At 44.2% G+C, this 15,730-nt stretch carries 2 protein-coding genes; both read left to right on the top strand.

The window, feature by feature from the left end; genetic code table 11:
• Nucleotide 1: 1 nt before the first annotated feature.
• Entirely contained in the window at nt 2-8,710 is an 8,709-nt protein-coding gene (locus ABK447_RS13260) for a type I polyketide synthase (RefSeq protein ID WP_349909081.1), read from the top strand.
• Entirely contained in the window at nt 8,703-15,707 is a 7,005-nt protein-coding gene (locus ABK447_RS13255; protein WP_349909080.1) for an SDR family NAD(P)-dependent oxidoreductase, read from the top strand. The genes ABK447_RS13260 and ABK447_RS13255 overlap by 8 nt, the downstream gene beginning before the upstream one ends.
• The last annotated feature ends 23 nt before the right edge of the window (nt 15,708-15,730 follow it).

Below are 15,730 nucleotides of genomic sequence, written 5' to 3'. Positions count from 1 at the left end.
TATGAAAGAAGCCCGTCATATTAGAAAAAAAGTACTTTCTGACATAGAAAGCGGCATCATTTCTTTGGAAGAAGGAGTAAAGCGGATACAGCAGCTTGGTTCTCATTCCGCAGGGGGTAACGGACAGGCGATATATTATCAGACGGTCTGGCAGCGGACAGATCTCAGCATTCATGTAAAAGGCGGCCGGCGTGAGGGCAGCCTTTTATTATTTGATAAAAATGAAGATGTGAGTAAAGAACTTGCTGCATTGCATGATACAAGGGTTATTTTGGTTAAGCCGGGGAAAGAGTTTCGAAAAACCGGGGACGGTGTATTTGAAATCGACCCCCGCTCTGAAAGAGATTACATAAACCTGTTAGGATGGCTTATAGAAGAAGAGAAGTCAGATATACGGGAAGCGGTGCATTTGTGGTCAGACATGCCGTTTGAAAAGACAGAGAGAGCGATTCGTGAACAATGCGACAGCGGAGTCTATTCTTTGTTTTTATTACAACAGGCGCTCTTCAAAAATAACTGCCGCAAACCGATCAAACTGTTATATGGATATTTTTCACATCTTTCTGGAGAACAGCCTCTTTACGCGGCGGCAAGCGGATTTTTGCGGACATTGCAGCTGGAAAATCCGTTAATCTCAGCAAAAAGCATTGAGATGGAGCAGTCAATAGCAGCTGTTCACGCAGCTGATATCATACGCAATGAGCTGAGTGATTTCCAGCCTTCAGATGTAGAGATCCGTTATAAAGACATGCAGCGTTATGTTAAACAGCTCAAAATGTATGAACCCGAAAAAAATTCCGGAAGCGGAGATGTGCCGCTGAGAGAAAATGGAGTATATATTATCGCAGGAGGCGCGGGCGGATTAGGATTTACCTTTGCAGAATATTTGGCTTTTCAAACAAAATGCTGCCTTGTTTTAACGGGGAGATCTCCGCTTTCAGATCATATAAGAAAACAGCTGAGACGATTAGAGGATGCCGGTTCTTCAGCTGTTTATGTTCAGGCTGATATTACCAATAAGGAAGAAGCCGAATATGTAGTCAAAAAAGCCAAAACTTCTTATGGAAAAGTAAACGGGGTCATTCAGGGCGCGGGAATCATCCGTGACTCTTTCCTTCTTAACAAGTCACGAGAGGAATTCGATCAGGTAATCAGACCGAAAGTATTGGGTACGATGTGGCTGAATGATGCTGTTGAGAAAGAAAATCCTGACTTTTTCATTTGCTTCTCCTCTACTTCCGCAGTGTTGGGAAATGTCGGGCAATCTGATTACGCGTTCGGAAACAGTTATATGGATCATTTCATGAATATGCGTTCTGCCCAGGATTCTGATACGATTTCTCTCTCTCTGAACTGGCCGCTGTGGAAAGAAGTCGGCATGCAAGTGGATGAGCGCACGGTAGAGACAATGAAAAAGGCGGGTTTTTATCCTTTAGAAAAAGAGGAAGGTAAAGAAGCGTTTGCAGTCGCATTGTCCTCCGGTTTTTCGCAATTTACTGTATTTTACGGAGATGAGCAAATTGACAATCATGTTCAGCAATTATATGAACGAAAAGACAATATTCAGGCAGATGAAGGAACAGGGAGAAATATCGAATCATTTGATTCAGAGAAACTGAAAGCTGAAACATCTGATTTCATCATCAAAGTGATTGCTGCAGAATTCAGGATGCCTGCGGACAAAATAGATGCAGAAGAGGCATTGGAAAAATACGGACTTGATTCCGTTATGATTATCAATATGACGAATGAGCTTGAAAAACATTTCGGCGCGCTCTCAAAAACGCTGTTATTCGAATATCAGACTGCAGAAGAATTGTCACAGTATTTCGTTGAGGAGCACAGGGATACTCTTCTTCATAAACTCCGGTTAGGAGAAAACGGGAGCAGCACCCCATCTCAGAAGAAAAAAGATCATGAACAGACAGCCGAAGTTAACGGGAAACAGAAAATCCAGATGAAAAATCAGGTGCAGCAGGAGAAGTATCATGACAATGATATCGCGATTATCGGTATCAGCGGACGTTACCCGATGGCAAATGATCTTGATACTCTGTGGGAAAACTTATTGAACGGTAAAGACTGTATAACTGAGATACCTGAGGATCGGTGGGATTCGGGGCTGCACTATCAGCCCGCAGCGGGCGATGAAGTAAAAAACCAAAGCAAATGGGGGGGATTTATTGACGATGTGTATCATTTTGATCCGTTGTTCTTTAATATTTCTCCTGCCGAAGCTGAATTAATTGATCCGCAGGAGAGACTGTTTTTAGAGACGGTTTGGCACACCATAGAAGATGCGGGGTACGCAAAGAAAACGCTTGAACGAAAAAACGTCGGTGTTTTTGCAGGGGTTATGTACGGCCACTATCAGCTGTACAGCGTTGGTCACGAAGCGGCCGTTTCTTCCTCATATGCATCAATCGCCAACCGGGTATCGTACTTCTTTAATTTCAGCGGACCAAGTATTGCTTTGGACACGATGTGTTCCTCATCATTAACGGCTGTTCATTTTGCCTGTGAAAGTTTAATCAGGAATGAATGTGAAATTGCAATTGCAGGAGGCGTCAATTTATCCATTCATCCTCATAAATATGAACTCCTGACTCAAGGCGGATTTTTATCCAGTGATGGCCGGTGCAGAAGCTTCGGTTCCGGAGGAGACGGCTATGTGCCGGGAGAAGGGACAGGTGCCGTGCTGCTGAAACCTGTAAAAAAGGCTATTGCGGACGGTGATCAGATTTATTCAGTTATTAAGGCAACAGCCATCAACCACGGTGCTAAGACGAATGGATATACCGTGCCGAATCCCAAAGCTCAAAGTGAGGTCATTACGAGAGCCTTAAAAAAAGGATTTATTGATCCAAAAAGCATCAGCTATATAGAAGCTCACGGAACAGGCACCGCCTTAGGAGATCCGATTGAAATCACCGGTCTGACCAGAGCATTTTCAGATGCCGAACGCGATAAGAAAACATGCGCGATCGGGTCGATTAAATCAAATATTGGACATCTTGAGGCTGCTGCAGGCATAGCGGGCATTACGAAAGTTATTCTTCAAATGAAACATAAAACGATTGTTCCGTCACTGACTCATTCTGCTGAATTGAATGAAAATATACCGTTTCAAAAAACACCTTTTTATGTACCGGACAGTGCCGAAAAATGGGAGTCATCCGTTCCCAGGCGTGCCGGAATCAGTTCTTTCGGGGCAGGAGGAGCTAATGCCCATGTTATTTTAGAAGAATTTGCGGATGAAGCTATCTCTCCTCTCGCGGCTGAAGAACCTGAACAGCTTTTATTTGTTTTTTCTGCAAAAAATGCCGACAGGCTGGCAGAATATGCAAAACGCGCAAAAGAACATATAGCAGCCAGAGATTATCCATTAGAAACACTTAGAAATACAGCATTTACTTTACAAACCGGCAGAGAAGAAATGCCGCACAGATTGGCTGTTATCGCCTCCACAAGAGATGAATTGCTTAAAGGACTGACAGACTATACTCTCGGAAACGCGACGGATCATATTTTTACAAGCGGCAAAGACACAACAGAAGCTCAAAGGATGAATAAAGTTGAAATTGAAGAAGCAGCCGCAAACAGAGATCTTTTGAAGATTGCTGAATACTGGGTTGGCGGTAACGGGGTAGATTGGCCGTCACTTTATAAAGATGCCACTCTGAGACGGGTATCAGCACCCGGATATCCATTTGCCAAAGAGCTGTGCAGAATAGATGCGCAAAATATGGGAAGCCGCCGGATGAACGTTAATAACGATCTGCATCCTTACATTTCATGCAATATATCTGATTTTAAAGCACAGAAGTTTCTTATCAATGTAAGCGATACCGGTTTGTATATAAAAACAAAGTATCAAGACAAGGAAATGTTTCCGTTTCTCAGCCAGATTGAAATGGCGAGAGCTGCCGGAGCGATGGCTTCAGGGAATCCGATTATTAAATTAACAGAGCTCTCCTTTAGAGAACCGATGTTACAAAGCGGAAGCAATGAGCAGATCCGGATTGTATTAACCCCGGATAATCAGGGTGCATCGTATTCTATAGAAAAACAGAGCGACTCATCCATTTATTCCTCAGGGCGGCTCGAATTAGAAGGCGGGGCGTACGAGAACGGAAATATTCATCTTGAGCCGTTTCTGTCTCAGCGCGCAGACCCCATTCCGTACGAAGCGTTTTATCAGCGGCTTGCCGAATTCGGATACAGCTGCAGTGACAGTCTGAAAGCGGCAGAGCACTGCGTCAGCAGGAACGGACAGGTACTTTTAAAAATAAAAGCAAAGGCCGGGCCGAAAGGGTGCATAATCAAACCGGAAGTTATTGAGAGCGTATATCAAGCCGTCATATACCTTGCGGGGGAAAATGCCGGAGAGCTCCCGGAAAACATTAAAGAATGTACGATTTTTGATCATGAGACTGAACCCGTTTATGTATATGCAGAACAAACTGGAGAAAGCGATTCGGCTTATGATATGTATGTATTAGACAATGCCGGCGGGATTTTGATGGAACTGAGCGGGCTGGTTTTTGGCGAAAAGCCTAATAAAAATGTACGTTTTTATGAGCATAAGTGGGATCAAAAAAACCCTCTGATTGAAATCAAAGATAGGGAGCCAAAAACAATTCTGGTCTTTGCAAAAGATGAAGCACTGGCTGGAGCTCTGAAAAATCAATCAGACAGCCGTGTCATTCTCGTCACGCCGGATCAGCGGCAGATCGATCAGGACCTGCTGACATTCTGTGTAAACCCGGAAGTGACATCAGATTACATTCGTTTATTTGAAGAATTAGAGAAAAAGGGGTTTTCTCCTGATGTCATCTTGCACACGGGAGAAACATTTTACGCGGGTGACCACCTTCTCAGCGGCCTGGAATCAATTTTTTATTTATTAAAAGCTCTGAGCGCCCGCAGTGACGCCTCTCTTTATCTTCATTCTCTGCTTCTTGTTCACTCTTTTAAAGAAGGCGTGAATGATCCGTATACGGGCGCTCTTGCAGGCTGTTTAAAAACGGCAAATATGTTGGTGCCATCCGCAGAGAATGTGAAGTCAATCGGTTTTTCAGAACGTATATCAATTGAAAAAATGGCTGAATTTTGTCTTAACGAAATGGTTTCACGCGTGGAACGGCAGGCTGAAGAAGTTAAATATATTAATGACAAGAGGTATGTTAAGACATTAAAGGACTATGTATTCAATCATACAGAGCACTCTCATCAGCTGAAACAGGAAGGGATTTACCTCATAACGGGCGGTTTGGGCGGTCTGGGCCTGATTTTCGCAAAATATTTAGCCTCTCAATATCAAGCAAAATTAGTATTGACGGGAAGGTCACCGTTAACAGCTGATAAACGCCATAACATTGACCGGCTGCAGGCGCTTGGAGGAGATGCGGTATATTATCAAGCTGATGCCGCAGATCAAAAGACGATGGGACGGGTCATAGAAGAAACGAAACGGACTTGGGGCTCTATTCAAGGCGTTATCCATTCAGCTGGTCATGCCGATGATCGGTTATTTACAGAGATGAATCTGGCTGATTTTTCAGATGGCATGACTGCTAAAATTGAAGGCACGGTATGTTTAGATGAATTAACGAAAGATGAGCCGCTTGATTTCTTTATCGTATTTTCTTCTATTTCTTCGGTCTTCGGAGATTTTGGACAGGTTAACTATGCGTTATGCAATTATTTTCAAGATCAATATATAAATTGGAGATCCGAACAGAGCCGCCGGCAAGAGAGACAAGGCAAGAGCATTTCGATTAACTGGCCGTTGTGGCGTAAAGGCGGAATGCATTTAAACAAAGAAGCGGAAGAAGCATATCTTTCCGCATCCGGGTTTGATTATTTGGAAACGGAAGAAGGGATAGCGGCTTTTGAGACGATTTTGGCAAGTGACTGCCCGCAAATTTCGGTTGTTACCGGGGATGCCGAAACGACACCAGCAAGAAAAGATCTGCCGCATCAAAAAGTAAATACGCTTCCGGTTCGTCAAGAGGAAATTTCTTATACAGCACCGGCTTATACAGACAATGTCCTGGAAGAACTGAAGCAAATGGTGTCGGAATTATTGAAAATTAACATTGAACAGCTGGATACGGCAGAGAATTTCGGCAATCTCGGCTTTGATTCTATCAGTTTGAAAACATTAGCTGTCCGACTGAATAAAAAATACAAACTTAAGCTGACACCTGCCGTTTTCTTTACTTACAGCCATATTAAGTCTCTTTCAGAATTTCTAAACAGTGAACTGCGTACTGTTGCAAAAGGGAATACAGATGCAGAAAAAAACATTTCTGAAAAAAGGAAAGTAGTGCACGCTGGGAAAACCACCGGGAAAACCGTGAAGCCGCCGCGAAGTTTTCCGTTTGAAAAAAAGACAACAAGACAGGCTGACCATCATCCAGAGAAGCAGCCAGTTGCCATTATCGGGATGAGTTGTGTTTTTCCGGGAGCAAAAAATGCAGATGAGTTTTGGATCAATTTAATCAATGAAAAAGATTTGATTCAGGAAATTCCCCCGGATCGCTGGGATTGGAAAAAATACGCCGAAGGCAAAGGAAGCAGCGAAGTACATTCGAAATGGGGCGGCTTTATCACAGATGCCGATAAATTCGATGAGGCGTTTTTCAATATTAATCCGCGGGAAGCAGAACTCATGGATCCTCAGCACAGAATTTATTTGCAGGAGACCTGGAAAGCGATAGAAGATGCGGGTTACAAAGCTTCAAAGCTGTCTGGCAAAAATATCGGGGTGTTTACGGGCATTCAATTTAATGATTACCGCCAGCTGCTGATGAGGCATTCGGACGGGGCGCATGCGTTTGCGGGAACCGGAAACAGCCAGGCGCTCATCAGCAATCGTGTATCCCATTATTTTAATTTCAGAGGTCCGAGTGAGTCCATTGATACAGCCTGCTCAAGCAGTCTTGTAGCAATCCACAGAGCTGTGCGCTCGATTCAAAATGGTGAAAGTGAGCTGGCGGTAGCAGGCGGGGTTTCGCTGCTCTTAGATCCAGTCACGCATATGTATACTGATAAACTCGGTATTTTGTCTAGGGACGGCCGGTGTAAGACGTTTGATAAACTTGCCGACGGTTATGTCCGCGGTGAAGGTGCAGCTGTTCTGTTATTGAAACCATTGCAAGCGGCAATGAATGACAGAGACAATATTTACGGAGTTCTGAGAGGAACCGGAGAAAATCACGGAGGAAGATCTGCTTCATTGACCGCTCCGAACCCGGAAGCTCAGGCAGAACTGTTAACGTCTGTTTACAAAAATGCCGATATTCCTGTTGATACGATATCTTACATTGAAGCACACGGAACCGGGACAGAACTGGGAGATCCGATTGAGATTGAAGGCTTGAAAAAAGCGTTTGGATCTTTTGAGCCGCATTCAGGAAAGAATCATGATCAATATTGCGGCATCGGTTCAGTAAAAACGAATATCGGTCATTTAGAGCCCGCCTCTGGAATGCCGGGGCTGATTAAAGTATTACTATCCATGAAGTATAAAACATTGCCTGCCACACTACATGTCAATGAACTGAACCCTTACATTCAATTAAGCGGAACACCGTTTCATATTGTCAATAAAACTATGAAGTGGGCCAGATTAATAGATCGAAAAGGAAATGAAATTCCGCGCCGTGCCGGAGTCAGTTCCTTTGGATTCGGCGGGGCAAATGCTCATGTCATCGTGGAAGAATTTGAATACGGACAAGATAAAGCAGTAACTGCCGAGCGGGAACAAATCATTGTTCTTTCGGCCAAAACAAAGGAAAGGCTGATGGTTAAAGCCAAAGAGTTAACAATGTTTTTACATGAAGAACTATCAGTTCAATTCAGTCAGCAAGAGGTACAGGAACGTGATTTGCAAGAGGCGGTTCGGGAAGCGGCAGCGGGTATCCTGCGTTTAGATACCGCAGATATAGATGCAAAGACACCTCTATCGGAATTCGGATTTGATCCGTTGGCTTATTCCGAATTAATCTCTTTTATAAACCAAATGTACGACACAGAAATATCACTTGACATATTTCAGGAATTAAAGACACTGAGCGAGCTGTGCCGCTATATCAGCAGCATCCGGAATCGATCAGCTGATAAACCGTATAAGGGCAATTTTAGAGAGAAGTCCGGAATCAGTCTTGAAGAAATAGCATATACGCTGCAAACCGGAAGGGAACCATTTGAATGCCGCCTTGCGATCACTTGCTCGAATACAGGAGATCTTCTTGAAAAATTAAACGGTTACATCCAGGGGAGCAGGCTGCAAGGTGTTTATGAAGGAAATGTAACGGATTTTGATAGTCTGTACGCTCCTTTATTCGGCGGCCCCGAAGGTCATGCATATGTACAATCACTGATTCAGCAAAACAAGCCGGCCAAACTGGCTCAGTTGTGGACGATCGGTTGTGAAATCAGCTGGGAAGACTTGTATGAGGAGGAACTCAAACCGGTTAAACTGTCTCTTCCTCTCTATCCTTTCAGTAAGAACAGACATTGGATTCATTTAAATAAAGATGAAGCGCAGAAGGCTGAGGCTTTCTCGAACACTGAGCTTCACAACTCAAATAAAGATACAGCAGATGGAGAAATCATGTCGCTTCTTGAAAAAGCACAAACAGGTGAGATGAATACGAAAGAGACGTCAGAGCTGATAGAGGAGTTGCTTTTCCATGAATGAAAAAACGATGCAAATTGAGCAAATCGTGAAAAAGGTGAAAGAATGCAGCCTGACGCCTGAAGAAGGGCTGGAATTAATTAAGAGCTTGGGGACAACCCATCTATATGAAATGGTATGGGATAGACATGAATTTAAAGGCAGTAAAAAATTCCCGCATACGAAAGAGCCAATTTTATTTTTTTGCGAAGACGACAGCATGTATACCGTAATGAAGAGACAGCTTGAAGGTTATGAGGCGCCTTTCATTTACGTGACTTCCGGCGAGCGTTTCGAAGATTGCCGGAACGGTCGTTTTACAATGAACTTTGCAAAAGGTGAGGATTATGACGCGTTATGCGGGGTTCTGCGTTCTCAAAATATAAGACCCCGCCATATTATTCATTTTTTGGCTGCCGGGCTCTTCAAAAATACAGAAGATGCAATGAGAAAGCAGCTCAATAAAAGTCTGTATTCCTTGTTTCAAATGTTTCAGGCCTTCATGGCGAACAAACTTTGTCCGAAAGCAGAAATTTTGTATCTGTATGAAAATGCCGAGGGCGAGGTTCAGCCGATTTATAACGCGGTTGAAAGTTTTCTTAAGACCGTACAGGCCGAAAATCCGAGTTTCACATGTAAGGCTGCAGAGCTGAAATCAATGTTTGACGAGCCGTTTACAAAGCAGCATATTGCAGATGTCATCTCTTTTGAATGGAACAACCAATTTAAAACGGACCACTTTACCTGCTATGAGCCGAGGCATTATTATAAAAGGCAGCTTCAAAGAGTAAAAAAAGAAGATGGGGAGAAACATAGTTTCAGTGTAAAAAAGAACGGTGTGTATTTAATTACGGGAGGAGCCGGCGGTCTCGGGTATCTGTTTGCTGAATATCTGGCGAAACAGGCAGAAGTCAAGCTGATATTAACCGGGCGTTCCCCGGCCTCCCGTGAAACGGCGCAAAAATTAAGCGCTCTTGAAAATCTCGGCGCTGAAGCCTTATATGTCCCGGCAGATATTTCAAAGGAAAAAGAGACGGACGCTCTGATTAAGTACATTAAGCAGACATTCGGAGAATTAAACGGAATTTTGCACAGTGCCGGACTTGTTAAGGATGCATTTATCATAAAAAAAACGAAAGAAAGCATAGAAGAAGTTATAGCGCCTAAAGTATTCGGAACCGTTTGGCTGGATAAAGCAGCTGAAGAAGAGCCTCTAGATTTCTTCGTTATGTTTTCATCCCTTTCGGCCGTTCTGCCTAATGCGGGTCAAAGCGACTACGCCTTCGCTAACGGATGTATGGACGGATTCACCCAGTATCGAAGCATTAAAGGACGTCCCGGGAAAACACTTTCTATTAATTGGCCGTTATGGGATGCGGGCAATATGACAGTCGGGCCGGGAGAGCTGCAGGCTTTAAGACATGCAGGGCTGGAACTTTTATCCGCCCAAGCAGGGCTTGCCGCTTTTCAGGACAGTATGAGCCGCTCTGCTTCTCAGCTGGCTGTTATCAGCGGAGACAAAGATAGAATAAGTGAATTACTCTCAACTGACCATAAAAAGATAGAGACTGTGCCTGAAAACAACAGTAACCTGCCGCAATTACATGAAAAAGATCTGAAAAAGCAAACGGTCCGTCTTTTGACAGAGATCGTCGGAGCGGAAACGGGAAGACCGGCGGACAGTATTTTACCCGAGGATACGTTTGACCGTTACGGAATTGATTCTCTAACGATTTTAGGTCTTAACTCTCGTCTGGAAAAATATTTTGGAAGAGTGTCTAAGACTCTTTTCTTTGAATACAGCAGTGTTGAAGAGCTGTCAGAGTATTTTCTTGAACACTATCAGCATGAGTTGCAGAAGGCGTTTTTACCGGCAGCCGAACAGCGAATTGATCATTCGGCTCCGGCGAAACGGGAGAAGCTTTCCGTTTCCCGCATACCATCCGCACCTTCCGAGGAAGATATTGCGATTATCGGTATAGCCGGCCGCTACCCGATGGCGAAGGATGTGGAAGAGTTTTGGGAAAATATTTCTTCCGGAAAAGATTGTATAACGGAAATACCGAAAGAGCGCTGGGATTTTCGGAAATATTATCACACAGGTGACAATGCCCGTCATGACAGCAAATGGGGAGGTTTTATAAAAGACGCTGATAAATTCGATCCGCTGTTCTTCTCAATTTCGCCTCGTGATGCCGAGTTAATTGATCCTCAGGAACGGTTATTTTTAGAGACAGCATGGCACACGTTTGAAGATGCGGGTTACACAAAGAAAAAGTTGAAACGGCATAAGACAGGTGTATTTGTCGGTGTCACCTACAGCCACTATCAGTTATTTGCAGCCGGTGCTTCAGATGATGAGGAACGTCAGGCGCTCTTGTCTTCTTATTCGTCTATCGCAAACCGGGTGTCATATTTCTTTGACCTGCACGGACCCAGCCTTGCAATTGATACAATGTGTTCTTCTTCACTTTCTGCTGTTCATTTTGCATGTGAAAGTATAAAAAGAGGAGAATCCACCCTCGCCATAGCCGGAGGCGTGAATTTATCTTTACACCCGGATAAATATACTTTACTTTCCCAAAATCATTTTGTTTCAAGCGATGGGCGCTGCAGAAGCTTTGGAGCGGGAGGAGACGGATATGTGCCGGGAGAAGGAGTCGGGGCCGTTCTTTTGAAATCGCTTTCTGCCGCGAAGGCTGACGGGGACAGGATTTACGGTGTGATTAAGGGAACATCTGTAAATCACGGCGGAAAAACAAACGGATACACTGTGCCAAATCCGGGCGAGCAGGCAAACGTCATCAGTGAAACTCTTGATAAGGCGGGGATTGATGCAGACAGCATAAGTTATATTGAAGCGCATGGCACCGGGACATCTTTGGGAGACCCGATTGAAATTTCAGGTTTAACCAAAGCTTTGCACAGCTCGAAAAGCGATTATCGTTGTGCAATTGGTTCGGTTAAGTCAAATATCGGACACCTAGAAGCTGCGGCGGGAATTGCTTCTATTACAAAAGTGCTGATGCAAATGAAGTATAAACAGCTTGCTCCTTCCCTTCATTCCGATAACTTAAATCCTAATATTGATTTTGAGGAAACACCGTTTTACGTGCAGTCTGAACTGACCGATTGGGAGACGCCGCAAAATCAAGCCAGAAGGTCAGGCATCAGTTCGTTCGGCGCTGGAGGATCTAATGCCCACATTATCATCGAAGAGTATAAGAATGAAGAAAAGATGGAAACGGTAAAGAGCAACAAGACGCAAATTATTCTGCTTTCTGCCAAAAATGAAGAACGTCTCAGACTCTTGATTGATGCATATATAAATGAACTGGGGCCAAAAACGTCACTAGCTGATGCTGCGTACACCTCGCAGACCGGGAGAAACGCTATGGAAGAGCGGCTCGCTGTTGAGGTTAGCAGCATTGACGATCTTCGCAATAAGCTGACGATGTATTTGCGGTCAGATCATAAGTTAAACGGTTTATATAGGGGAAAGGCCCGCCGAGGCGCTGGTCAAAAGGATGCCATGTCAGCTACTCACTTTAATAGTGCAAGAGAAATGGCCATTCACTGGGTGAACGGAGGAGACGTTCAATGGGAAGAGATGTACACTGCGGAATTACCGAAGCTTGTCTCTCTTCCTGCATATCCTTTTGAACGGAACAGATATTGGGTGCCTGCCGCAAAAGCTGCACAGAAACAGAAAAAAACAGGTGTACCGCAAAGTCTGCCACACGCACCGACTGATTTATCATTTGATGTATTTAAAAAAGCGTGGAAAAAACAAAAGGCTGCGCCCTCCGCTTTTACGAAAGGACAGGTGATGATCCTGACTAATAGTGAAAGTGAGCGGCTTGCATTCGAATTGTTTGATTCAGATCCTCTGATTGAATCCGCTGTCATTTGCGTAGATAACTGGGATCATTCGGATGGAGAAGCCAAAAAAACGGCTCTAGCAGTCATAGAAGAAAATCCGGAAATCATCGGCATGATTGACCTGTCAGATTTGCGGAGTGATCAAAACGGGGCACGCACCGGCACAATCGGGAAGCTGACACTGCTGCAGGAAATCATAAAGACACGTAAACAGCTTTTCGTTTTACATGTGACCAGAGGGCTGCAGACATTTCTGAATGACAAGCCGTCGTTAGCCGGAGCCGAAACAGCCGGACTATATAAAATGCTGAGTGCGGAGTATCAAAAGATAAAATCAAAAACAATAGATGTAGACGGGCATGTCGGGACTGCGGCGGAATTGAGACAGGTAATCACAGATGAAGCTTGCGCTGACGGGCTGTATAGTGAAATCTGCTACCGGAACGGTGAACGTTATATTCCATACGTCGAGAAATTACATGCAACGGAAATAAACCGGAAACTATCCGGTCTGCCAGTATGCCGTACGGATCAAACCCTGGTTATTACAGGGGGAACAAGAGGGATCGGAGCAGAACTTGCCAGACATTATGCCGGCAAGGGAGTCAAAAAACTTGTGTTGATGGGAGTAACCGACCTTCCGGAATCTGATAAAATAGCCGGCATGTTAAAAGACACCGATGAAAAGTCACCTCTTTATTCGAAATTACAACTGCTGCATGAGTTGGATCAAAAGGGAGTTCAGGTGGAAGTGTATTCCGGGCCGCTCACGGAAAAAGAAACATTACAACGCTTCTTTTCAAAGGTGAGACTGAAGTTCGGCAAAATCGGCGGGGTGATTCATTGCGCTGGTGCAGCCAATCATTCGAATCCGGCTTTTATTCATAAATCTGATCAAGAAATAAGAGAAGTATTTGAGCCAAAGGTGCAGGGGATGCAGGTACTTCATGACATTTTTATTGATGACAAACTTGATTTCTTCATTTTGTTTTCATCTGTTGCGAGCGCCTTTCCTTTATTAGGCGCCGGAACAAGTGACTATGCCGCAGCGAACGCTTTTATGGATTACTTTGCGGCGTATCAGCATGCAGCCGGCAGAACGTATTATCAATCAATTAACTGGCCGAGCTGGAAGGACATTGGGATGGGCGAGGTGACCAGTCCATCATATCAGGCACTTGGTTTACTTTCACACTCAACAGAAACAGGTATTGCCATGCTGGATGAAATGATGACGATAAACGGATACCCCTGCCTTATACCGGCAAAGACACATCCGGAGAAATTCAAGCTGGAGCAGCTGCTTCAGACAAGAATTCAAGCTGCTAAAAATAACCCGGATGCTGAAGAAAAAGAGATCTCTGGTCAGGGAGACAATGAAGCTATGATCAGGAAGTTAATGGAGATTTTTTCCGCGGAGCTGAAAATACCTTATGAGAATTTAGATCAGGATACGTCTTTTGCGGATTACGGAGTTGATTCAATCTTACTGGTTCAGCTTGTCAAAAAAGCGGAAGATGCATTTCAAATAAAAATTGAACCATCAGCTTTTCTGGAGTATCCGAGTTTTTCACAACTGGGCGTCTATTTAAACGAATTATTTGCAAGTGAGGGAATCAGTCCTCAAATTGATTCAGAAAACATTGAGGTTCGGAAAAAAGAGCAACATATAAATCAAAATGCTTCCGAAGTACGGGACAGCGGATCTCAAATACAACAAACCAGTCTGAACCAAATCGCTATTATCGGAATGGGCTGTGAGTTTCCGGATGCTCCGGACACAGAAACGTTCTGGACAAACTTGAAGAAAGGACAAAATAGTGTCCGCGAAGTCCCGGCGTCGCGATGGGATATTTCTTCATACTACTCTGACACCTATGAAAAGGGAAAAAGTATCAGTAAGTGGGGCGGATTTCTTCAAGATATTGAGTCTTTCGATCCCGCGTTTTTTAATATGAACAAAAGTGAGGCATCAGAGCTTGATCCGTTAATCAAAAAATGCCTTGAGGTCAGCGTCCAGACTTTGAGAGACGGCGGCTATACAAAAGAAGAAGTATCAAACAAAGAAGTCGGCGTCTTCATCGGTTCGCGGACCGGGACGTTTATGTCCAAAATAGGTTCCCCTTCAAAAAATACGATCGTGGGTATAGGACAAAATTTCATAGGCGCGCATATCTCACACTTTTTTAATCTGAAAGGACCGAATCTGGTTGTAGACACGGCTTGTTCTTCTTCATTGGTCAGCGTCCATCTCGCTTGTCAAAGCCTGATGTCAAAAGAGTCAGATATGGCGATTGCGGGCGGAGTTGACATTTTGCTGGATCAAAAGCCTTACGTCATGCTGAGTGAGGCTCGGGCGCTTTCACCTGAAGGAAAATGTCATACATTTGATGAGAAGGCAGATGGATTTGTACCGGGAGAGGGATGCGGCGCAGTCCTTTTGAAAAGACTTGATGACGCCCTTGCCGAAGGTGACAGAATTTACGCGGTAATTGACTCATCCGCGGTTAATAATGACGGACAGACAATGGGAATGACAACACCTAATCCGAAAGCGCAAAGCGCAGTGATAAAAAAAGCCCTGAAAAAAGGCGGAATTGATGCAGATACTCTCAGTTATGTCGAGACGCATGGCACCGGTACGATGATAGGAGATCCGATTGAATTAAAAGCGCTGACAGAAGTGTTCCGGGAGGTTACGGAAGAAAGGCAATTTTGCGGAGTAGGCAGCGTAAAAACGAATTTCGGACATTTAATGAGCGCAGCGGGGATAGCGAGTATTATAAAGGTTGCCTTATCCATAAAAAATCAGATGCTCCCGCCGACATTACATTGTAAAACGCCAAATCCGCGTTTTAAATTTGATCAGTCGCCATTCTTTCCGAACACGTCTTTAAAAGAATGGCGTCCCAGAAAAGGGGTTTTGAGAGCCGGAATCAGTTCTTTTGGATTCGGGGGCACGAACGCACATATGATATTGAGCGACAGCCATCTCACATTAGGATATGGAGAGACAAAAAGACACCCGCTTTCTCCGGTTATATTCAATAAGGAACAATGCTGGATCGACAATGGAGAAACTCCAGAAAAGGAAGAGTCAGAATTGCTGATTCCTTTACTTGATTTCAAAGAATTATAAAGAAAAGAAAAGGAATGAGACAG

The organism is Bacillus sp. hwrm1, assembly GCF_040207805.1.
GTDB classification, from domain to species: domain Bacteria; phylum Bacillota; class Bacilli; order Bacillales; family Bacillaceae; genus Bacillus; species Bacillus velezensis.
Note: the sequence above shows the minus strand (reverse complement) of the source record. Positions and strands in the feature narration are given on the sequence as shown.

What these genes read in the sequence shown, in the direction of transcription:
- ABK447_RS13260 (WP_349909081.1), top strand. Translation starts at nt 2, where the DNA reads ATGAAAGAAGCCCGTCATATTAGAAAAAAAGTACTTTCTGACATAGAA.
- ABK447_RS13255 (WP_349909080.1), top strand. Translation starts at nt 8,703, where the DNA reads ATGAATGAAAAAACGATGCAAATTGAGCAAATCGTGAAAAAGGTGAAA.